We start from the raw sequence: 19,799 nt of genomic DNA on the forward strand, positions 1-19,799 counted from the left end.
CAGCGCATGACCAAGGCCGAGCTACTCGCCGGGGAGACTGACAAACCGCACGGGATCCTCAAGGACCCTGCTGGCGCCCGTGTCATCCCCACCGCGCGCGGCGAGGGTCGCCTCCGCAAGCCGGGGCGGCAAGGCTTCACCGAACTTGAGACCGCGGACAGCCTGTCCGTCGACCTCGGGCAGGCACAGCCCTGAAGCGGCACCGGCGACAGCGGCTCTCCAGCCGTCCGGGGTGAGATCGTCGCGAAGTCGGATCCACCGGTCATTGAGGCGGCGGTGCGGGGTCACCGCGATCGGCAGTGAGGCGGCGAGCGTGGCGTTTGCCCGGTGGCCCGCCCAGGTCCACCAGCGGATGTCGTCGGCGGCGATCCGGGTGACTACGGTTCCGCCGGGGTGGACGGTGTGCAGGTGGGTTTCGCGCGCCTCGGCGAGCCTGACGTCTGCTCGTTTCGTCAGACGGACGGGTGGGTCCTCACCGAGCAGGACATCCCGGGCGGCGCGGGCGAGGGTGAACGAACGGATGCGTTCGGCACCGAAGCCGTTCCATCGGGCACGCCCTCCCTCGTCGGCGGGTTCCACGAAACAACGCTTCCGGTTCCAGTCGATGTACGTCACCAGCCAACTGCGCCCCGCGAGCAGAAGCTTGCGCGGGCCTTCGATGCGCTCGGCGAGGAGGTCGGGGTCGGTACGGCCGATCTCGGTGCGACCGTTGAAGACGGTGAACTCGGGCGGCGCGGTGAACACCGCCGTCAGGTTCATGAAGTGTCGGTAGCCGTAATGGCGTTCGGCCTCAGGGCCGATGAAGAGCAGTCCGCCGTCCCGGTCCAGATACCCGTGTTCCACGAGGTGGCGAACCACCGGTGCCGCGCCTGGCCCGAAGGGGCCGACGCCGCCCCACCACTCCTGCCAGAGGTTCTCGGCGACGCGGTGTTCCTGCAGACACAGCGCCAGCAGCTGCTGGGCCACCAGGTGGCGGGGCTCGGGCGGTGCGACGACGGGTTCCACCCAGCCTCGGGACCACTGGAGCAGAAGTGCGGCCGCTGAGAGGAGCCCTTCTGCGTCGAGTGCGAGGAAGAGGCAGTTGCGCGTGGTGCCGGGACGTCGGCCGGTGCGTCCGAGGCGTTGCAGGAAGGAGGCCACGGTACGCGGAGCGTCGAGTTGGATGACCCGGTCCAGGTCTCCCACGTCGATGCCGAGTTCCAGGGTGCTGGTGGAGACGATCACGCAGTCACGGCCGTCGGCGAAGGCGGTCTCGGCGCGTCGCCGCTCGTCGACGGAGAGCGAGGCGTGGGAGAGGAAGGTCGGGACGCCCTTCATGCGTAGTTGCTCGCCCAGCTCCTCGACCGTTCGGCGGCTCTCGCAGAAGACCAGGCGCTTCTCGCCCCGGTGCAGGGCCGCGATGACGGTTGCCGCGTTCGCGACCGAGCCGACGTAGTCGAGTTCGATGTCTCCGGCGGGCGATGCCGCGGCGAATTCCGTGCCGGTGACCGGGCTCGTACTGGTCCGCTCGGCCAGGTGGGGAGCCACGACCTGCGCGGGCCGACGCCCCTGCCCCGACCCCTGAAGCCAGGTCACCAGCTCACCCGGGTTGCCGATGGTCGCTGACAGACCGACCCGTTGGAGGGGGCGTCCGACGACACGGCTCAGGCGTTCCAGCACGGCGAGCAGATGCCAGCCCCGGTCGTCACCCGCGAAGGCGTGGACCTCGTCGACCACGACGGCGTGTAGTCCTGAGAAGAAGGCGCGATGGTCGACATGGGTGCTCACCAGCATGGATTCCAGGGACTCCGGTGTGGTGAGGAGTATGTCGGGGCGCTGGGTGAGGATGCGGCGCCGTCGGGATGTGGTGATGTCGCCGTGCCACAATTCGGCGGTACGGCCCAGCCATTCCGTGTAAGTCCGAAGCCGCGGATGCAGGTTGTTGAGCAGGGCCTTGAGGGGGCAGACGTAGAGCACGCTGGTGCCCTTCCAGCCGTGCCGGTTCATCCTGGTCAGAAGAGGGAAGACCGCTGCTTCGGTCTTTCCGCCGGCCGTGGGCGCGAGCAACAGGGCGTCCTCGCCGCCAAGGAGCGGTTCGACGGCCTCCTGTTGCAGGGGACGCAGGGTGCGCCAGCCCAGGGAATTGACGATGTGGTGACCGAGGACAGGGTCGAGGAGGTCGAAGACGTCGCCCTGGTCCTTGCCTCCGAAGGCCCCTTCACTCATGACGGTCGAGGTCCAGTGGGATGTCTCCTGCGCCCATGGCCGCGCTCCGCTCGATGTCGGTGAGTTCGGCGGTGTTCACGGTGAGGGCGTAGTGGGCGCGGGGATCGAAATCCGCGAATTCGTCGACCCGATCCAGGACATCGGCGACAAGCTTGCGCAGGTAGAGGCGCGGTGCGATGCCGACCTTGCCGCCGAGGGACCCGGTGACCGCACGCGCCAGTTCGTCGAGGTAGGCGTCGTCCACCCGGTGGGCGAGTCGATCGGGGTGGTGCGCTGCGCCCGCGTACAGGTCCCGGGCCTTGCGGCCCAGTTCGCCGAGCGACGCCAGGTCGAATCCGGGCAGGCGCAGCTGTACGGCGCGCGGGGAGTCGAAGCGCGGGTCGGTGGTGAAGTCGGTGGCGAGACGCTGGGCGAGCGGCGCCAGACGCTGCACGCCCTGCTGGCCGTCGTAGAAGGCGGGCGTCCCGGTGATGACGAGAAACAGTCCGGGGAAGCGACCGGCGTCGATCTCGTCGAGGAGCTGGCGCAGTGCGTTGAGGGACTTCTCCCGTACGTCACCCCGCACCCGCTGGAGGGTCTCCACCTCGTCGAGGACCAGCAGCAGTCCGGGGTGTCCACAGTCCCGCAGCACGGCGAGGAGGCCCTGGAGGAAGGCGAGCGCGGCAAAGTGGTCCAGGTCGCCCCGCACACCGGCGGCACGTTTCGCGGAGGCGGCCACGGACCGCTGTCCGCCGAGCCAGGCGATCAGCGCCTCGGCCTGTGCCCCGTCACCCGCCGACACCGCACGGCGGTAGCCGCGCAGGGCCGCGGAGAAGCCCGGCGTGGTGCGGGCGACATCGGTGAGTCGGCGCTCCAGCAGCTCGTCCACGGCCTGTGACAGGGCCGCTTCGTCGTCGGGGGCGATGCCACCGCCGTCGAGAACCTCCTCCTCCAGGGCGTAGAACCAGGAGTCCACGACCGCCCGGAGGGCCGAGGGCTGGTGCGTGGCCGTGGTGAGGCGCTCGACGAGTCTGCGGTAGACGGTCTCCAGCCGGTGCAGCGGTGTTTCGGCCTCGGAGATCTGCACCTCGCTCACGGCGAGGCCGCGCCGCTTGGCGCGTTCGGCGAGCCAGCGGGCGAAGAAAGTCTTTCCGGAGCCGTACTCACCGCGCAGCGCGTGGAAGGCGGCGCCGCCACGCGCCACCGTTGCGAGGTCGCTGTCGAGAGATGCCTCGAAGCGCTCCAGACCAACCGCGAACAGGCCGAGGCCGGACTGAGGCACCGTGCCGCGGCGCAGGGCGTCGATCACGTCCCGCCGCCGCGCGACGCTGACGTCGCTCGCCGGTGTGCTCATGCCGTCTCCCCGGAGACGTCCTCAAGGAACTGCTGCTCGAGCAGTGCCCGGTCGAGTTGGACAGTACGCCCGGACTCCACGAGCTGGAGCACGGGATAGCCGTCGATGTTGAGCAGGCGTTCCAGCACGGTGGCGAAGCGCTCCGGGTTGCGTTCGGACTTGCCGGTGGCGGACTGGGCCGCGGCGGCCACCGCCCCGGGCGACAGCTTCCCGCCCGCCGCGAGCAGCGCGTCGAGCACGGCCGCGACCGCGGTGTCGCTCGGGGCGCCACGCACGAACCTACGCAGCGTCTTGTACGGGTCGGACCGCACAGTCCGCCAACCGAGGGTGTCCCGGTCAACAGCCTGCTGGACGCTCGCCGCCTGTGGTGTCGCGCGTGCTGGAGCGACTCCCACCGTCGGCTCGTGGGCGACCCGAGGCGTCTCTTCGGCCGAGACGGCCTCGCCGTGCCACCAGCCAGGGGCCACGCCTTCGGCCGGCAGCAGAGTCCATCCCTCGGGGACGAGGTCCGCCGACGGCACCAGGGTGATCACCGGCACGGTCACCTCGGCCAGCGAGGCACCGCCGTGGTAGCCCGCCTGGCGGGCGGTGTAGCGCAGATCCTCGCGCCACGGCAGGGTGACTCGGCCGCCACGGGCCCGCACCCTGGGGCCGGACAGGTCGATCTCGCCCTCCCCAGCGGGACCTGTGCGCCACCGGGCACCTTTCACTCCTTCTGCGGCGGGCTGCCGCTGCTCTCCTCGCGGGCCGCGTTCGAGGACGTGACCGTGGTCGGAAACGAGAACGACCGGTCGTCCGTAGTCGCGTGCCGCGTTCAGCAGGTCGGGCAGCTTACCGATGTCCTCGGGCCGCCACCGGCCACGGGCGCCCTCACGGCCGTCGGCGAGTGCGTCGTCGATCGTGTTGAGGACGACGCCGACGACCTCGTCGGAGGCCAGAGCCTGGACGAACTCGGGCGCGAGCCGGTGGCCGGGCGGCCCTTCGTAGCCGCCCTTGTGGAACAGCTGCGCGCTCCGGTGGCGCTTCTTCCAGAAGGCAGCGAATCCGGCGCGCTCCACGCTCTGCCCGCCCTCGGCGGGCTGCCCGCACAGCAGAGAGGCCCGGCTGATCGTCGTCACGGACGGCAGCATCGACACGGCAGCCCGGCGTACGGGTTTCTCGCCCCGTTCCGGTTTGGGCACCACTTCGGTCCACGCCTTGCGGTCCAGCCCGTCGACGAGCTGGACGGCGACATCGGCGCTCATCCCGTCCAGGACAATGACCAGCGGCCTGCCCTGATCCCGGCCTTCCCTGCCCTGTGACTCGTCGTCACGCTTGAGCGGTCTGCCGAGCGGCACGGCCGCCTTGGCCAGCACGTCTTCGATGAGCAGGGCGCCTCCGGGTGCCTGCTGACAGGCACCCTCCGTCCATACGGCGAGCCGCTGGGCGAACTCCTCGTCGATCCCGGTACGACGCTGCCGTACGGCTCCTATCAGCCGCTGGTAGGCGTCGGCGACGGCGGTGTCCCGGGATGTGTCGCCCTCGGCAAGAATCCCCACGGCCAGATCGGCCCAGCCTGAGGACGCCAGGTGGGTGCGGACACCCTGGACCACGGACACGACCGGTTCCCGTGGCGTGGCGAGCCAGCGGACCAGCCGCACCGCGGTACGCGCGGTCTCCGTGGAGTCCGCGTACAGCACGGCGAGCTGGTGTTCGGCCAGCTTGCGCAGGGCGTCCTCGGCCGCCGTCGCGTCGGGGCCGTCCAGGACGGACGCGAGCTGACGCAGCAGGGCGCGGTAGCCGGAGGGCAGCAACCGGTCCGCGCCGATCAGCGGACTGAGCCGGGCTTCGGTGGCGAGCCGGTCCGCCTGGTCGAGGACGTCGAGCACCCGGCCCCGGGCCTCGGCGCGCTGCGAGCCGCTGCCCTCGGCCTGGGCGATCCAGCGGCTGAGGACTCCAGTGGCGGCCTCCGCGAAGGGCCGCAGTTCCTCGTAGGAGCCGAGCGCCGGGCCGAAGAGCGTACCGAGTGCGAAGGTGGCCGCTTCGGGGGCCGTGGACGCCAGGGCGGCGGAGGCGAGCGCGCCCAGCGGCAGGGCGTCGCCGCCGCGCCCGTCGGCCGCGAGGGCCAGCAGGGTGGGTGCGGCCGGTCCGACGGTCTGCGCCAGCCATTCGCTGAGTCCCGTGCGCTCGTTGTGGGACAGGGCGGCGAAAAGAGCGGGGCCGACAGGGGTTCGGGTCCACGCGAACAGCGTGTCGGCGTCGAGGTCGAGGGTGTCGGCCGTGGTGTCGCCGAGCCCGAGCCGCGCGGCCAGCAGGGTGCGTACGGCACGGTCACGGGTGAGGACGGACCCGGCGCGCGGCCAGCCGTCGAGTGGCTCGGCCTCCAACAGCGCGTCCAGAAGCCACCGTTCGCCGGCCATGCGGGGGTCGAGGTCGGTGGCGCCGAAGAGTTGCTTGACGATCTGGGCGCGGTCGACGCCGAGGGCGCGGTGACGGACGGCGTGTGCCCTGAGGTCCCAGCCCAGTTGGTCGGCCGGGACCGAGCCGGTGACTACGAGGACGCCGTCGCCCACCGGCCCTTCCTCTGCCTGATGGCGCTGCCAGGCTTCTGCGATGCCGAGCAGGGAATCCTGTTCGGTCACGCGGACCCGGCGGGCCGAGCCGTCGACCCGCACAGTGAACTCGGTTTCCCGGCCGGGCCCTTCGTAGCTCGCGTCGACCAGCACGAGCCGTCGCCGCCCGACGCCCGGCAGCTCCGTCTCCAGCAGGACCTCGATCGCGCGCCGCCCGACGGCGGGGCGTGGGGCCATCAGAGTCGCCCTTCCCCGTCTGCTTCTGCGCTGTGGTCCGCCCCGCCGACGGGACGGCAGATGATCTCCACCGGAGTGTCCGGGTGCTCGGCGCGGAACTCCTCGATCTCGCGCTGCACGGCGGCCAGTTCGACGGCGAGCAGAGCCTCCAGACTGGTGGAACCACCGCCGATGACCCGGCGGGCGGTCCAGGCACGACCGCCGCCCGACGCCTGACCGGGCACCGTGCCCGGCACCTGCTCGCCCCCACTGCCAGGCTCGGCGTCAGGCTGCGAGGGCACCGGCGGGTTCCCGTGCTCGGTGAGCGGAACCTGCTCCGGGCCCGGGGACGGCGAGACGGGCTCGGCAGGCGGCAACGGAGCCGTGCGCTCGACCTTCAGCGCGGCGTCCACGACGGCCATCGCGGTCTCGCGCAGCCCGTCGAGCACAGGTACCAGCGGCCGCTCGAACTCGGAGGCCCGCGCGGCTTCGGCGAGCCGGGTGCAGAGCCGTCCGGCACGGTCGCCCACGCTGTCGTCCCGGCCGCTCAGCCCTCGCACGCTGCCGAGCAGCCGCCAGTCGGTGGCGTCCAGGGCACGCAGCACCTCCCCGGCGCTGTCCATGGTGTGGGCCAGGTCCCGGTCCGGGGTCTCGTAGGTGAGCGCGGCCAGTTCCTTGACCAGGCCGGTCGCGTCGGTGCCGTGGCGGCCGAGGCGTGCCAGCAGGCCGGCGGCCTCGCGCAGCATCGCCGTTCGCGACGCAGGGGTGTCGCCGTCGAGGCCGAGCAGGGCCGCGTGCCGCTCCAGCGCGTTACGCACGCCCGCCACGTTGCTCTCGTACGTCTCCGCCTTGGCACGGACGTCCTCGGCGAGCTTGTTGACGTTGCGGGTGTACGGGTTGGGCTTGGCTGCCACGCCGAACAGCCGTGCGGCACGCTCGCGGGCGGCCTCGTACTCCTCCTTCTCCGGCTTCGGCTGCGAGCGCAACGCCCAGCCGGGTCCGATGGCCGAGAGCTCGGGAGCGGCAGTCTCGTGGGCGGAGTAGCGCACCCACGCACGGTCGTCGAGCAGCGCGTAGGCGGCGATGAGGAGGCTGGTCGTCTGCCGGTCGAGGCCCGCGTAGCCGAGGTCCTGGTTGTTGGTGATCCAGCTGCGGATGTCCTCCACAGCGAGGTCGCCGCGCTCCCCGTGCTGGTGCGCCGCCTGGTTGATCCGGCCGCGCCAGTCGGCGCGCAGCACGAGCGGGCCGTCGTGGACCGTGCCCAGCTCCAGCGGTTCCACGATGCGCTTGACGATGGGCAGGTACGAACTGTCGACCTGCACATGCCCGTCCTGGTCCATGGCCCGGGTGATCCACTCCAGCGCGGTGCGCAGTTCGCCCGGGGTGACGGCCTTGCGCTGGCCCGAGCGGTCGGGACCGAAGTCGGGGTGCTTCGGGTACAGCGCCCTGAACATCCCGTCGGCGAGGTGCAGCACGTTGTCGGCGAACGGTTTGCCGCCCTCCGGCTCGGGCCGCGGGAACTGCGGCAGTAGTGAGAGCACATGGCGGCCCTCGACGACCTCGACGGCCTTGGTGCCCTCCTTGGGCTGGGAGATGCCGTACACCTCGCCGAGCGAGTCGACGAGGGTGGCGGTGAGGGTGTCGCGGCCGACCTCCAGCTGGCGGCGGGCCTTGGCGCGGTCGTCGGGCGCGTAGTTGCGGGTGAACTCGTCCAGCCGGTTGCGTTCCAGCAGGAAGCCGATCCGCATGAGCTGGCCGAGCTGGGCCCTGCGCTGCTCGGAGAAGAAGTCGGGCAGCCACACCAGGGTGGGCGCGGTCAGACCGTTGTCCCCCAGCTCCTTGACCCGCTGGTAGTCGTAGCTGGGGAAGCGCCCGTCCTCGTCCCAGGGGTAGTCGACGACGATGCGAATGTTGCCGGTCTCGGACGGTGTGAACATCTCGTCCGCCAGCTCTCGCGGGTCGCGGACGTTCCCGAACACGAACTCGACCGTGCGCCGGGTGCCGTGCCAGACGATCTCCTTCTCGGCGACGAGTTGTCCCTCGCGCACGCCGAACAGCTCCCACAGCCGGTCGCGCACCCACACCCGGCGCACGCCGCCCTTGTCCTCACCGGCGACGGCCTCCAGCAGCGGCTCGACGTCCAGGTCGGACAGGTGCAGCGAGAACACCGGGTCGGTGTCGCCCTCGGCGCGCACCTCGGTGGGGAACTTGCCCATCAGGGCCTTCATCCGCTCGATGACCTTGTCACCCGCGGGCACGGTCCGGGAGCGCACGGAGCCGTGGTTGAGGGCGGCGAGCCGAGCACCGGTCAGCCGGCGCAGCGCCGGGACGTCGGGGGCGAGCGCGGCCAGCAGCAGCGTCTTGACGAACAGGTCGTCGGCCACGAAGTCGTCGTGGCCGTCGCTGCCGTATTTGTCCAGCAGGTACTGGCGGGCCTTGGTGTAGAACTTCTCGGCCTGCTCGGCCTCGTGCTTCAGCTGCTCGGTGAAGGCGGCGCCGGTGTCGTCCACGAGGACGTCCCACAGGTCGCCGAGCGGTACGAGCTTGCCGAGCGGGGCGGTGGCGTTCTTCTCCAGCAACTGCTGGACCAGCTTCAGACCGCTGCGCTCGCGCTGGAGAGCGCCGGAGAGCGCGACGAGCACGTTCAGCAGGGCGGGCGAGAGCGGGTAGACGGTCCGGAAGTCGTCCCAGTCGGCACTGGTGGCGCCCTGGTCGTCCAGCAGGATGTCCTTGACCTGCTGGTTCGACCGGTCGATGCCCGCGAAGGCGGTCGCCAGCGCCCCTTCCTGCCCCGCCCGGGGCTTCAGCACCCGCTCCTTGATGATCTCCGGGAGGTTGCGGTCCTCCAGGTTGACGACGGTGAAGCGCTCCTTCAGGTACTCCAGCGCCTGCTCCATGTTCTGCACGTCGGAGCCGAGGATGTCCTTGCCGATGAGCTGGGACAGGTCTCGCTGGCGGGAGATGAAGGAGATGATCGGCACCGGCCGGTCGGCGTTGCCGGACTCGATCAGCTTGACGAGCTGCTGGATCTGCTCGTTCACCCAGGTGCGGTCCCGCATCCGGGCCTGGAGCCAGAGGATCAGCTCGTCGAGGAAGAGCACCACACCGTGGTAGCCGAGCGAGCGGGCGTGCTTGCTGATCTCGCTGAGCCCGTCGTCCAGCGGTACGAAGGCGTCCGCGTCGCCGGACTTTCCGGTCGCGTACGACTTCATGGGGCCGCTGAGCAGGGCGGACACCAGCCGCGTCCGGCGCTCGTCTCCTGCGGGCGCGGCGAAGGCGGCGTTCAGCTCCTCCCCGGTCCAGGGAGTCGCGGCGACGGCCCCGATGGGTCGCAGTTCCCCGTCGTCGGCCTCGGCCGGGGCGGCACCGATGGGCGTCAGCCCGTCGTCGGCTGCGGGCGCGGCGGTGGCGGCGGTGGGCAGCAGCCGCACGAACGCCTCGTCGCCGAGCGACTCGCGCAGAGCGCGGGCGTCTGCGAGCAGCGAGTCCGCCTTGAACACGGCTGGGGTGGGAGCGTCCTCGTGCTCGCTGCGTACCGTCTTGACGTACCCGTCGAGCAGCGCGGAGTCCAGGTTGGCGGCGCCCACCAAGTGATAGGGCACCATGAGGAACTTCTTCCCCGGCAACCAGTCGTCGTGGTCGGCGATCACCTCACGCAACCGCGGCTTGGCCCTGACGGACGGCTCGCTGTTGAGCACGGCGTGCAGCACGGTCAGGAAGTGGCTCTTACCGGCGCCGAAGGATCCGTGCAGGTAGGCGGCGTACGACGTGTTCTTGCGCACCGCGCCGCGCACCAGCCGCAGCGCCTTGTCGAACTCCTTGGCCAGCTGCTCGGTGACCACGTAGTCGGCCACCGAACCGGCGGCGTCGTCGCCGAACCCCTGGGACAGCGCGACCTTGAAGTCGCCGGCGTGAGCGTCCTCCTTGATGTCGAGGACATCCCTGAGTACGACGTTGCTGCCCTTGGCCATCGACCGCTCCCGCTTTCCCCGCCCGCGTCCTGCTCGGCGGAGCCCGGCATACCCGGTCGGCTCCGCACACAACCCCTCCATCCTGCCAGTTAGGGCGGGCGGGGGAGGTGGGGTGTGCGGGACCGGGGCGACTATGGGGGCATGCCGGGCCGAGGGGTGTGCTCGGCCGAGCGGACGCTGTCCGGCGCCGTCAGGTGTCGTAGACGGTGGACCGGTGTCCGACGTGGACCACCCACACCACCAGTTCCCCGTTGTCGATCGTGTAGATGACGCGGTAGTCACCGACGCGCAGACGGCGCCGGTCCGGCCGGGACACGAGCGCGGTGGTGTGGAAGCCGAGCGGGTCGGTCTCCAGCTCCGTCAGCTTGGCGAGGATGCGGAGCGCCGCGTCCCTGGGGATCTTGCGCAGCTCGGCCCGGGCCTCCGGCCGGAAGACGGTGCGGTACTCACTCCCGCAGTGCTCATTCACTGCGTGCCAGCGTCTCCCTCATGACGTCCTCGATCGGGACGCCGGCCGCCGGGCTCGCCATACGCTCGTCGATGATCCGGTTGATCTCTCGCTCTTCCCACTCCTGGTACCTGCGCAGGACCTCGATCGACACGACGGCGGCGACCTGCTTGCCCCGTCGGGTGATGACCGTGGGGGTGTCGTCCCGGTCGGCCCGTTCGACGACCTCGGCCAGGTGGGCGCGCACGTCACGGATGGACTCTATGGGCATCTGGGTCATGCGCCCAAGAGTACCGAGTGTGCCATGTGTACACAATCCTGGTGACCCGCTCAGCAGTACCCACCCCGCGCCCAACCAAAGACCGCCCGCGCAGCAACCCTTGGCCAGAACCGCATTGCGGATGCAACGCGCCGATTGATACAGATGATCGAGACGGTGACTTGTGGGAGCAGGGGGGCGTGGGACGGCGTGCTCAAGCCGGGGGAGATACCGCAGTACACGGGCAACCTGGACCAACTGGAGACCGACCACGCGGACCTGAAGAAGGACGCGGCCAACGTCCGCAGGACCGGCGAGGACGTCCACTCCCGGTTCCAGGGCCTGTCGGCGTACTACACCGCCCCCGAGGCAGAACAGCTCTTCGCGACGACGAAGCCGGTCAAGGACCGCGCGGACGCGTTCGCCGACGACCTCGAGACGGTGTCCTCCGCCCTGTCGTCGTACGCGACGGAGATCCGCCCCCTCGTCGACAAGCTGAAGCAGCTGAAGACGGACGCGACCACGTTCGTCTCGTCGGTCAAGGACGACGACGAGTGGGAGTACGACGAGGAGAAGGTCGACAAGCACAACCAGATCCGCGACGAGATCACCGCGACGGTGGCGGCGTTCTGGGCAGCCGAGCGAACCGCTCACAACAAGATCACCGCGCTGTGGGGCGGCACGCAGATGGTCGCCGGGGACGGCTCGGACCGCAAGGACCAGTACGGCTTCGCGGCCGACGACATGAAGAACGCCAAGGTGCCCTGGGGCGACCCGGTGGAGGAGAAGCACCACTGGTACGAGGTCGGCCACTGGGTGAAGTCGTTCGTGTGGGACGGCCTGATCGTCGACGGCGTCTGGGGCACCCTCAAGGGCCTCGGCACCCTGGTCGGGTTCGGCGGCTGGGACGCGATGGGCCAGGCATGGAAGGGCCTCGCGCAGCTCGCCACCGGCCTGACCATCAGCATGATGCCGGGCGCGCAGGTGCTGTTCTGGGGGCTGCCTGACGACAAACTACCCGCGTGGCTGCGTGATTCACGCACCGCGATGAAGGAGACCGGCAAGGCCCTGCTGGCGTGGGACGAGTGGGGCAAGAACCCCGCCCGCGCGGCCGGAGCGGTCACCTTCAACGTTCTGACAACCGTCTTCACCGGTGGTGCCGGCGCCGGTGTATCGGGCGCCGGCAAGGCCGGTGCGGCCGCCAAGGTCCTGTCGGCAGCCGGGAAGACGGCCCGGGTCATCGACCCGATGACCTACATCGCCAAGGGCGCCGGCGCGGGCCTGTCGAAGATCGGCGACATCAGCGCGGCGTTGAAGGGCGTCGGCAACATCGACATCCCCGCCCTCCCGGACAACGCCATCACCCTGCCCGAGGGCGCGGTCAAGCTGCCCGACGGCACGGTGAACCTCCCCGAGGGCGCGGCGATCCCGGACGGCGCGACCCGGCTGCCCGACGGCAACGTCCAACTCCCGTACGACACCCCGGTTCTTCCCCCGGGCACGACCAAGCTCCCCAGCGTGGACGGCTCCCCGGCCCACTACATGGACGGCGACGGCAACCTCCTCGACCAGCACGGCAACGTGGTCGACAACGTCGACAGCGCGCCGACCGACGTCGTCGACAAGCCCGCCTCCGGCACCCCGGCTGAAGGCGCGGACGTGCCCCGCGTGGACTCCCCGGCCAAGGAACCGGCGCTGGTGGGCGCAGGCGCTCACACCGCTGAGCAGGCAGGCCAGAACATCCGCCTGGGCAATAGCGCGGGCAACAACCTCGGCGACGTCGGCCGCGTAGGCGACAACGCTGCGGTTCACGCAGGTGGAGACAGCGTCCCGACAGTGCAGGCCGGAGGCGACGGAGTGCCCGGCGGACGCGCGGGCGACCTGCCGGGCGGAAGCGCAGCCGGCCACGTCCCCGGCGGCACGGCGGACCATCTCCCGGGCGGCCGAGCAGACGACCTCACCAGGGGGCCCTCCGCGAGCTACGAACCGCCAAGCGGACCGCGAGACCCGTCGCCGTCACACGCCGACGACGGCACAACGCCGAACAGTCACGCTGATGATGGAGCCCACCACGGTGGCAGCCACGAACCGGCCGGCGGTTCCGCCGACGAGGGAACGCCCCCAGCCGGCCACGCGGACGACGCAGCGCACAACGAAATCGGCCACGACGCAGCTTCCTCGCATGGCATGGAGGGCCCCTCGAATCTCGATGACCTACGGCTCGACGACAACCCCCTGCCGCCTCCTGGGCCTGGTGAAAAGATCCTTGGCGATTTGCCGGAGAACCGAGTGGGGCGCACAGAAGACGGCCTCATTTCCCACGTTGACGGGCGACCAGTTACCGAATTCCTGGACCAACTTTCTCATCAGCGCGCTTTGACATATCTGGAGGCGAAGGAAGCTGGTACCTTCCCTCGCGCCCAGGTGGGGGCGTGTGCAGGATCCGTAGTCGACCTGCGCACCGGGCGCGTGGTCGAGGGAATCAACGGACCCAAGGGTGCGGCTGGGCTGATCCCAATGGAGCGTTTGCACCCGACGCTGTTGGAACGCTACGAACAGATCGCGGACGCGCCACCACACCGCGCGCCGATCCTTGCTCACGCCGAGATCAAGGCAACGAACGAGCTGCTGTGGGCACGTCGGGAACTCGGGCTCCCGGACGACGCTGCCGCCCTGCGCGAGATGCAAGCGTCAGTGCAACTTCCCTTCCTGCCTCACCTGGAGACAGGGGTGCGCCCTCGACCCGCGCCCTTCTGTGGCAACTGCAATCATATGCTTGACGGTATGCCCAGTAGTCATGGGCGCTACCTGAAGGACCCGCCCGGACCAGAGAACTGGATTCCCTGATGAATCTGCATCGAATTGATATCGATGACCCAGACGTGACCATGGACGACGGAGAGCGTCTTTATTATCAGGGAATCCCCTTCGACGGAGAAGCCGTCGAATACCAGCGCGGTGCACTCGTCAGCCTCATCACGTACAAGGATGGTGTTGAAGATGGCCCCGTCCGCGAGTGGTACATGGATGGCACTCTGAGGTCGGATGGGGTCATGCGTGACGGGTTTCCTGCTGGCGAGTTCCAACGATGGCATCCGAACGGCAGACTCGCGGCACGAACCATCATGAGCGACAACGGGTTGCGGCAGCTGGCGCAGTTCGAATGGGATGAGGAGGGCAGCCTGACGAAGGAGTGGCACGCGGAGCGCGACTGATGGCAAGCACATAAAGGAGCAGATCCACAAGGATGTCGCTCTTCGGCGAATGAATCCCGGATACGATCCGGTGGTCTTTCACACACGCCGGCCCATCCGGCGAGCTGCGCGCCTACCTCGAGAAAGCGAAAATCATATTTCTCGAATACGGCCCCACGCCGGAGAAGGACCATTGGGATCCGCCAACCAAGAAGAAGCAGAATCCTTCTTGGTCAACTGGAATGCTGAGAATCGTGCAGAACCAGATGCCGGACTGGGCGGCCGCCCAGGCGCAGGAGTGGGCCGAGGGCGCCCATCGCAACGCCGCTGGGCTCGCGTCCACGCTCGGGCTGACACCGGAGCGGTATGCGGAGGACCCTTTGCGCCTGCTTCCCGGCCTGCAGAGCTACGTCGATCGCCTTCCGTTGGGCGAGTTCGAGCAGTCTGACTGGATCGGGCTGCACACAGACCTGACCTCCTATCTCGGAGATCTGCTCGTGCGCCGACACGGGGCGACTTGGGTCAAGGTCGACGATTCGAGTTCGCCGGCCGGATACCGGTACGTCGTCGAAGCAACAGGTCTGGACGGAAAAACGCACCGAGTTGAGCCTTACGACGTGGTGATGGAGGAATTCGAAAATCTCCCGATCGAGATCGGTCGGATGATTGCGAATTCCGAGGCAGTATTGAACCTGACGCCGATCGTGGATGAGGAATCTCTCGGAGATGTCTCCCTGGAAGACCTTATGGGTGAGTCCGGCGAACGACACTAGGAAACGGTCGGATCGGCCGCCCGCAGCGGCACCCGGACCAGCGTCCCCGACCGATTGATCAGGAGCTCGGGAACGTCCTCCTCGTGGAACCTCATCTGCCCGATGACTCCCTCGGTTCGCGCGTTGTACGCCAGCATCTGCACGAGCGAGTCGAGTTCGGGCAGCAACTCGGCGTGGATTTCCTGTCGTGCCGTCAGAGACCAGTGGTCAGCGCCCTGGAACAGTTCGCCTGTCAAAACTCCGCCGACACGTACCGCTGGACCGCGGCCCGACAAGAGGGGCACGAAGTCAGGCATGTCGTCGACGACGTCGGTCTCGTCGCGTGTGGCCCGTCCGCCGAGATGCCACCGCACGCTGTCGAGTACAGCACTCGGCACGGTGGGTGAGAAGTCGAGAGCCAGGTCCACGGCAAACACGTCACTCATGCGGGAATTCTACGTCTGGGCGGAACACCGCGATCTTCTTGCGACAGCCCTCAGGGTTTCTTCAAACCGCAGCGAGCGGACACCACACAAACGTCCCCCGATTGCGACCAGCATGGCGCGCTTCGTCAGGCAGGCGTTCACCATCGACCGCGCCAGCGCCGGAGCACAGACCGGGACTGCAGCAGGGGTCTTGACGACCAGTTCGAGCCGTATCTGCTCGCCTGAATTCGGTCGTAGCCATCAGAAGAGCGCATCGAGCACCGCCCAGGATGCCTCCTGACCTGCAAAGGTACCGGCCGCGATAGCGCAGTGCTCAGTAGCGTCAGAGGGCGGCTGCGGTGGCGGATGGTCATCAGTGTCTTGCACACAGTGAGCGATCAATCGCATACTCACGTCCATCGCACGCCTGTGCGAGTGTCAGGGGGATTGATGAAGCTGAGGAAGACTGCTGTTCTCGCCGGAGCAGTGATGCTGAGCCTGACCATGCTCAGCCAGGCGGGCGCGGCAACGCAAACGGACGAACTGCAGCAGCAGATAGATGAGGTGCTGGCCAACACCACCGGCGGAGTCCAGATCAGCCGGAACGAGATTTCCTGGAACGGCGGGGAGGCCATCATGGCCTTCCCGTTGCCTGGTGAGGATGTGGCGCCTCCCAGCAGTGACGCCGCAGTTCAGCTGCAGACGAAGACTGCTGGCGTTTCCACGAAGTCGGTCGCGGCTGAAGCTGCCGCTGGGGAAGCCCTTGCCGCGGACGACGGCTGTCCCACCGAGGTCTTCGGGAACGACTGGTACTGCTTCTACCAGTTCGAGAACTACGGAGGGCGGCGCCTGCAGTGGAACGCGTCGCACAAGCATGGGGACATGATCTTTTTCTCCGTGTACGACTTCGATAACAAGACGTCCTCGTGGTCCAACAAGGGCGGCAAGTACATCTACGTCGAGGGCAGGTCCCAGACCGGTATGGACCGCTCCTGCTTCGAGAACGCGATCCATCTGTGGCAGGAGGCACCGCACACCAAGAAGGCCTATGTCGGCTCGAGCCTGGACAACAAGGCCGACTGCTTCTGGACGTCGTGACCTGACAGAACGAGTCCCGCACTGCGGTGGGCCCGCCGAGGGTGGCGCGGCTTGCCGCAGTGCGGGACTTCTTGCGCCCGGTCAGCCGCGCAGGAAGGTGACGTAGTTGATGACGGCCGGGGTCTTCACGTTGAGCGCTCCCGGATCACTGGTCAGCGTCTGCTCGTAGGCCAGGACTTTCCCGTTGTCCGGGTCGATGATGAGAGTGTGCTTGGCCGGGAGGCCGCTGCTGTCCGATTCCACAGTGAAGGCATCCCCCTCCCGCCCGGAACGATCCTTCGCCGTTCCGGCGAACTTGAGGTCCTTCCGCTCCGCCAGTACGCGGAGGACCGCCGCCCTCTGCCCAGGCGTGAGGTGATTGGTCATGAGTTTCTGCACGAGCGATTCAGAGATGAAGCCCGCGGTGTCGCCCGGAGATCCCTCCTGGAGCCACTTCTTCATGTCCACCGGTGCCGGCGGGTTTCCGTAGGATGACCCGCCCTTCCCCGAGCGGTTCGTGGGCTCGTCGAGTGCAGCCCACTGCTGTTCCCACAAGTCCTTCTGCTCGGTGTTCTGGAACTCGGGTTTCTCGGCCTTGGCCGACCAGACGATGGAACCGTCGTCCTTCTTCCAGGAATCGCGGCGTTCGGGAACGACCGCAGAGGTGATCTGGTGGCCTCCGATGCGAGTCGTCAGAGACCACGTCTCCTGCACGAAGTGGTTGTCCCAGCCTGCAGTCTCGCGGAGTTTCTCCGTGCGGCGGGCGATGTCTTCCAAAGCCTGGGCGGCCGGCAGGTCCTGCGCAGCGCTGATCTTGATCAGCGGAGGAGTCGCGGCGTATGCCGGTTCCGGGAAGGACGGCTTCATGAGCACATTCCCAGCCACGACCGCGGCAAGCGCAGCTGTTGACACACCGGCAACAGCGAGCGCCTTGAAACGCAGGCTCCGGCCTTGCCGACTGCGGCCAGCGCGGCGAGTTGCCTGCTGCGGCTCGGCGAGAATCCGCTCCAAGAGGGAGTCCACCTGCTGCGGTGCGGCGAGCTGTACCTGAAGACGAGAGCCGAGTGCTGCCAGAGAGTCTTCGTATTCACGCATGGGATTCCTTCCGCGGGCGGCCCTCGTCGCTCAGGACGCGAGCAGAGCTGATCTGAGGCAGCAGTCGTCCCAGCCGTTTCCTTGCTCTAAAGAGGCGCACCCGTGCAGCTGCCGTCCCGCAACCCAGCACCAGCGCACAATCCTTTATGGGCAGCTTTTCCCACAGCACCAGGCGGAGGATCTCCTGGTCGGCATCGCCGAGACCGTCGAACGCCCTCGCCAGGTCCAGTTCAACGATCACGTCATCCGGCTGGCGTTCGTTGCTTAACGCCGGGGGCTGGGCAGCTAGCAGCTCTCCAAGGCTGATCTGCCGCCGCTGCGAACGCCGGTCATTGGCCAGCATCCGCCGGGCGACTCCATACAGCCATGGAAGCTCCTTCTCGTCAGGTATGTCTGTGAAACGGCGCCACGCCGTGAGGAACACGTCTGCCACCACGTCCGGCGCACTGCTGGGGGCCGTACGTTTCGAGACATAAGCTTCAACTGCCGCGTAGTTCTGCCGATACAGCTCGGTGAACATTTCCTCGTCGCTCAAGTTATCCGTCCTCCACCTACGACATGTCCGGCCGCAGCACCCGCGTTACATCTTCGCGCCGCCCCTCGAACGTGACAGCGATCACAGTGAGCTGGACAAGTGGGCGAACGGTGTTGCCAAGGAGACCAGCTCCTTACCGGTGCCCTGGCCACTCTCCTGGACGCCCGTCCAACCCTGCACGCCATCCCGCCACAGCCTGGCCCGCGCCCAGGACGGCACCCTCCAGCTCCACCGCCTCGCCCAGACCGTCCTCGCCGCCCAACTCACCCCCGACCAACGCCGACAGGCGGGTCGGGACGCCGAAGCCCTCTTGGCCGCGGCCCTCCCGAAGACGTCGGTGATCCCTCGACATGGCCGGCCTGGCGGGTGCTCCTGCCTCACCTTCTCGTGGTGGATCCGGTCCTCATCCCCGCCAGGAACCGGTCACGTCGGCGGAGGGCGGGCTCCGCCGACGTGACCGGCTTCATCTCACTGCCAGAAGACCTCCACCAGGGTGATCTGCGGATCCTCGGCTCGCGGGGTGAAGGTATAGATCAGCCAGCCCCGGTGGTTGTCGAAGTACAGGATGCGCGGCCCCTTGGGGTCGGCGGACCGTACCGGCTCGACATACATGGTCTCCGGGAGGTCGGCGTCGGCGTCGATTCCCCGGAAGTAGGGATCCTCCGCGGTCACCAGTTGGGCGCGAGCTTCGTCGACCATCTTCTGTACGTGCTCAGGCAGCGCATCACGGCGTGCCAGAGCGTCGAGCCGCCAGTCCATCTGCCAGGGCGGCCCCATGAAGGCGTCTGTCACTGACCGGGCTCCAGCTCCCGTGCGTGGTGGCGGATCTCCGACACCTCTTCGAGGAGAGCCTTGGCCACGGCATAGTCGGTAGCCTCTGCGGCCCGGTGGTGGAGATCGGCCACGTGGGCGTCGAGCTCCGGGTCGCGGGCGATCGCGTACTCCACCCACCAGCGGGCCAGGAACGCGGGCAGCGGGCCGATGTCGTAGGTGTCGGCGATCGCCCGCTTCCAGTGCGCGTCGAAGTCGGGAAGCAGCTGCGGAGCGTGCCGGGCGATCGCTTCGCGCAGGGACTTCGGGGTGCGCTCGGGCATGGGCGGGACGGCCGGTACCGGTTCGGCGGCGTGGGCGGTCATGACCGATGAACTCCTTCGACGCGTGGTGGTTACGACCATAGTCCGCTCCTTGCGTTGCCCGCGGCCTGTCCTTGGGCGCCTTCGCCCTCTTCGGTGTCCTCGGTATCCGGTACGGGCAGGCGCATCCCGCGGGACTCGGCGACGCGAAGGGCGTCGGTCAGGCACTCGGCGAGCCGGAGGCCGGCGTAGCGGACCTCGGTGTACGGCGAGGTGGGGTCGTCCAGCACGGCGCGGGCGAGGCCGAGCACGTCGGCGCCGGTGGAGAGTTGCGTGTCCTCCAGGTCGTCGGCGAGGCGGGAGAGGCGGCTGCCGCTGTCGTCGGTCACCAGGTAGCAGGGGTTGCCCTCGGGGGTCGGCCAGGGCAGGAGCCGGGGGGTGGTCATGCCGCTCACGTGTTCCATCAGGCAGCCACCTCCTGCGCGCCGATCAGGTGCCGGTCGAGGTCGATCCCGAAGTCGGCGGCGAGGACGAGGGCGAGGCGGCGGTGTTGCTGGAGGACGGCTTCCCGTTCGTGGGCGGTGAGGTAGGGGCGTACGAGGGCGGAGTCGGTGCCGTCGAGGGGGGTGGGGAGGCCGTATGAAGAGCGGTGGAGGGGGAGGTG

At 68.7% G+C, this 19,799-nt stretch carries 16 protein-coding genes and 1 pseudogene; 4 read left to right on the forward strand and 13 right to left on the reverse strand.

Annotation, left to right across the window (positions count from 1 at the left end; genetic code table 11):
- Positions 1–21 precede the first annotated feature (21 nt).
- The 6 genes from KUM49_RS31685 to KUM49_RS31710 form a co-directional block, all read right to left on the reverse strand.
- Complete coding sequence (locus KUM49_RS31685) at positions 22–2,205, reverse strand: DEAD/DEAH box helicase (protein WP_217240415.1); 2,184 nt, start codon at positions 2,203–2,205, stop codon at positions 22–24.
- A complete protein-coding gene (brxD, locus tag KUM49_RS31690) occupies positions 2,198–3,538 on the reverse strand; it encodes a BREX system ATP-binding protein BrxD (RefSeq protein ID WP_217240416.1) in 1,341 nt (446 codons plus the stop codon). Before brxD ends, KUM49_RS31685 begins: the two co-directional genes overlap by 8 nt.
- Positions 3,535–6,327: a BREX-2 system phosphatase PglZ gene (gene pglZ / locus KUM49_RS31695; RefSeq protein ID WP_217240417.1), complete on the reverse strand. Its 2,793-nt coding sequence runs from the start codon at positions 6,325–6,327 to the stop codon at positions 3,535–3,537. Before pglZ ends, brxD begins: the two co-directional genes overlap by 4 nt.
- Positions 6,327–10,277, reverse strand: a complete 3,951-nt coding sequence (locus KUM49_RS31700) for a hypothetical protein (protein WP_217240418.1) — start codon at positions 10,275–10,277, stop codon at positions 6,327–6,329. The genes pglZ and KUM49_RS31700 overlap by 1 nt, the downstream gene beginning before the upstream one ends.
- A 190-nt stretch (positions 10,278–10,467) precedes the next feature.
- Complete coding sequence (locus KUM49_RS31705; RefSeq protein ID WP_217240419.1) at positions 10,468–10,746, reverse strand: type II toxin-antitoxin system RelE/ParE family toxin; 279 nt, start codon at positions 10,744–10,746, stop codon at positions 10,468–10,470.
- On the reverse strand, positions 10,739–11,005 hold the full coding sequence (locus KUM49_RS31710) for a type II toxin-antitoxin system Phd/YefM family antitoxin (protein ID WP_217240420.1): 267 nt from the start codon (positions 11,003–11,005) through the stop codon (positions 10,739–10,741). Before KUM49_RS31710 ends, KUM49_RS31705 begins: the two co-directional genes overlap by 8 nt.
- A gap of 189 nt (positions 11,006–11,194) precedes the next feature.
- Here KUM49_RS31710 and KUM49_RS48795 point away from each other — a divergent pair, with 189 nt between their 5' ends.
- The 3 genes from KUM49_RS48795 (at position 11,195) to KUM49_RS31725 (ending at position 14,951) form a co-directional block, all read left to right on the forward strand.
- On the forward strand, positions 11,195–13,831 hold the full coding sequence (locus KUM49_RS48795) for a hypothetical protein (protein WP_308406834.1): 2,637 nt from the start codon (positions 11,195–11,197) through the stop codon (positions 13,829–13,831).
- Positions 13,831–14,199, forward strand: coding sequence for a toxin-antitoxin system YwqK family antitoxin (locus KUM49_RS31720; protein ID WP_254402090.1), 369 nt, complete (start codon positions 13,831–13,833; stop codon positions 14,197–14,199). Before KUM49_RS48795 ends, KUM49_RS31720 begins: the two co-directional genes overlap by 1 nt.
- Before the next feature lie 233 nt (positions 14,200–14,432).
- Positions 14,433–14,951, forward strand: coding sequence for a hypothetical protein (locus KUM49_RS31725; RefSeq protein WP_308406835.1), 519 nt, complete (start codon positions 14,433–14,435; stop codon positions 14,949–14,951).
- Here the strand turns inward: KUM49_RS31725 and KUM49_RS31730 are convergent.
- Entirely contained in the window at positions 14,948–15,376 is a 429-nt protein-coding gene (locus KUM49_RS31730; protein ID WP_217240421.1) for a hypothetical protein, read from the reverse strand. The genes KUM49_RS31725 and KUM49_RS31730 overlap by 4 nt on opposite strands.
- Positions 15,377–15,805: 429 nt before the next feature.
- Between KUM49_RS31730 and KUM49_RS31735 the strand changes: the two genes are divergently transcribed.
- Positions 15,806–16,453 (forward strand): peptidase inhibitor family I36 protein, encoded by a 648-nt coding sequence (locus KUM49_RS31735; protein ID WP_217240422.1) that lies wholly within the window; start codon positions 15,806–15,808, stop codon positions 16,451–16,453.
- Between the two features lie 81 nt (positions 16,454–16,534).
- On the opposite strand, the gene KUM49_RS31740 is transcribed toward KUM49_RS31735, so the two are convergent.
- The 6 genes and pseudogenes from KUM49_RS31740 to KUM49_RS31765 form a co-directional block, all read right to left on the reverse strand.
- On the reverse strand, positions 16,535–17,527 hold the full coding sequence (locus tag KUM49_RS31740; protein WP_254402091.1) for a hypothetical protein: 993 nt from the start codon (positions 17,525–17,527) through the stop codon (positions 16,535–16,537).
- Positions 17,520–18,062: an RNA polymerase sigma factor gene (locus KUM49_RS31745; RefSeq protein ID WP_217240423.1), complete on the reverse strand. Its 543-nt coding sequence runs from the start codon at positions 18,060–18,062 to the stop codon at positions 17,520–17,522. The genes KUM49_RS31740 and KUM49_RS31745 overlap by 8 nt, the downstream gene beginning before the upstream one ends.
- A gap of 468 nt (positions 18,063–18,530) precedes the next feature.
- On the reverse strand, positions 18,531–18,854 hold the full coding sequence (locus KUM49_RS31750) for a hypothetical protein (protein WP_217240424.1): 324 nt from the start codon (positions 18,852–18,854) through the stop codon (positions 18,531–18,533).
- Positions 18,851–19,198 (reverse strand): DUF6247 family protein, encoded by a 348-nt coding sequence (locus tag KUM49_RS31755; RefSeq protein WP_217240425.1) that lies wholly within the window; start codon positions 19,196–19,198, stop codon positions 18,851–18,853. Before KUM49_RS31755 ends, KUM49_RS31750 begins: the two co-directional genes overlap by 4 nt.
- Before the next feature lie 29 nt (positions 19,199–19,227).
- A complete protein-coding gene (locus KUM49_RS31760; RefSeq protein WP_217240426.1) occupies positions 19,228–19,599 on the reverse strand; it encodes a hypothetical protein in 372 nt (123 codons plus the stop codon).
- Positions 19,599–19,799: pseudogene (locus tag KUM49_RS31765) on the reverse strand (hypothetical protein); the annotation flags it as partial. The pseudogene KUM49_RS31765 and the gene KUM49_RS31760, both read right to left, overlap by 1 nt.

The organism is Streptomyces sp. AC555_RSS877, assembly GCF_019049245.1.
Classification (GTDB): domain Bacteria; phylum Actinomycetota; class Actinomycetes; order Streptomycetales; family Streptomycetaceae; genus Streptomyces.

Excerpts from the sequence above, each read along its gene's own strand:
- KUM49_RS31685 (WP_217240415.1), bottom strand. The coding sequence starts at position 2,205 with ATGAGTGAAGGGGCCTTCGGAGGCAAGGACCAGGGCGACGTCTTCGAC.
- brxD (WP_217240416.1), bottom strand. The coding sequence starts at position 3,538 with ATGAGCACACCGGCGAGCGACGTCAGCGTCGCGCGGCGGCGGGACGTG.
- pglZ (WP_217240417.1), bottom strand. The coding sequence starts at position 6,327 with ATGGCCCCACGCCCCGCCGTCGGGCGGCGCGCGATCGAGGTCCTGCTG.
- KUM49_RS31700 (WP_217240418.1), bottom strand. The coding sequence starts at position 10,277 with ATGGCCAAGGGCAGCAACGTCGTACTCAGGGATGTCCTCGACATCAAG.
- KUM49_RS31710 (WP_217240420.1), bottom strand. The coding sequence starts at position 11,005 with ATGACCCAGATGCCCATAGAGTCCATCCGTGACGTGCGCGCCCACCTG.
- KUM49_RS31720 (WP_254402090.1), top strand. The coding sequence starts at position 13,831 with ATGAATCTGCATCGAATTGATATCGATGACCCAGACGTGACCATGGAC.
- KUM49_RS31730 (WP_217240421.1), bottom strand. The coding sequence starts at position 15,376 with ATGAGTGACGTGTTTGCCGTGGACCTGGCTCTCGACTTCTCACCCACC.
- KUM49_RS31735 (WP_217240422.1), top strand. The coding sequence starts at position 15,806 with ATGAAGCTGAGGAAGACTGCTGTTCTCGCCGGAGCAGTGATGCTGAGC.
- KUM49_RS31740 (WP_254402091.1), bottom strand. The coding sequence starts at position 17,527 with ATGCGTGAATACGAAGACTCTCTGGCAGCACTCGGCTCTCGTCTTCAG.
- KUM49_RS31755 (WP_217240425.1), bottom strand. The coding sequence starts at position 19,198 with ATGACCGCCCACGCCGCCGAACCGGTACCGGCCGTCCCGCCCATGCCC.
- KUM49_RS31760 (WP_217240426.1), bottom strand. The coding sequence starts at position 19,599 with ATGGAACACGTGAGCGGCATGACCACCCCCCGGCTCCTGCCCTGGCCG.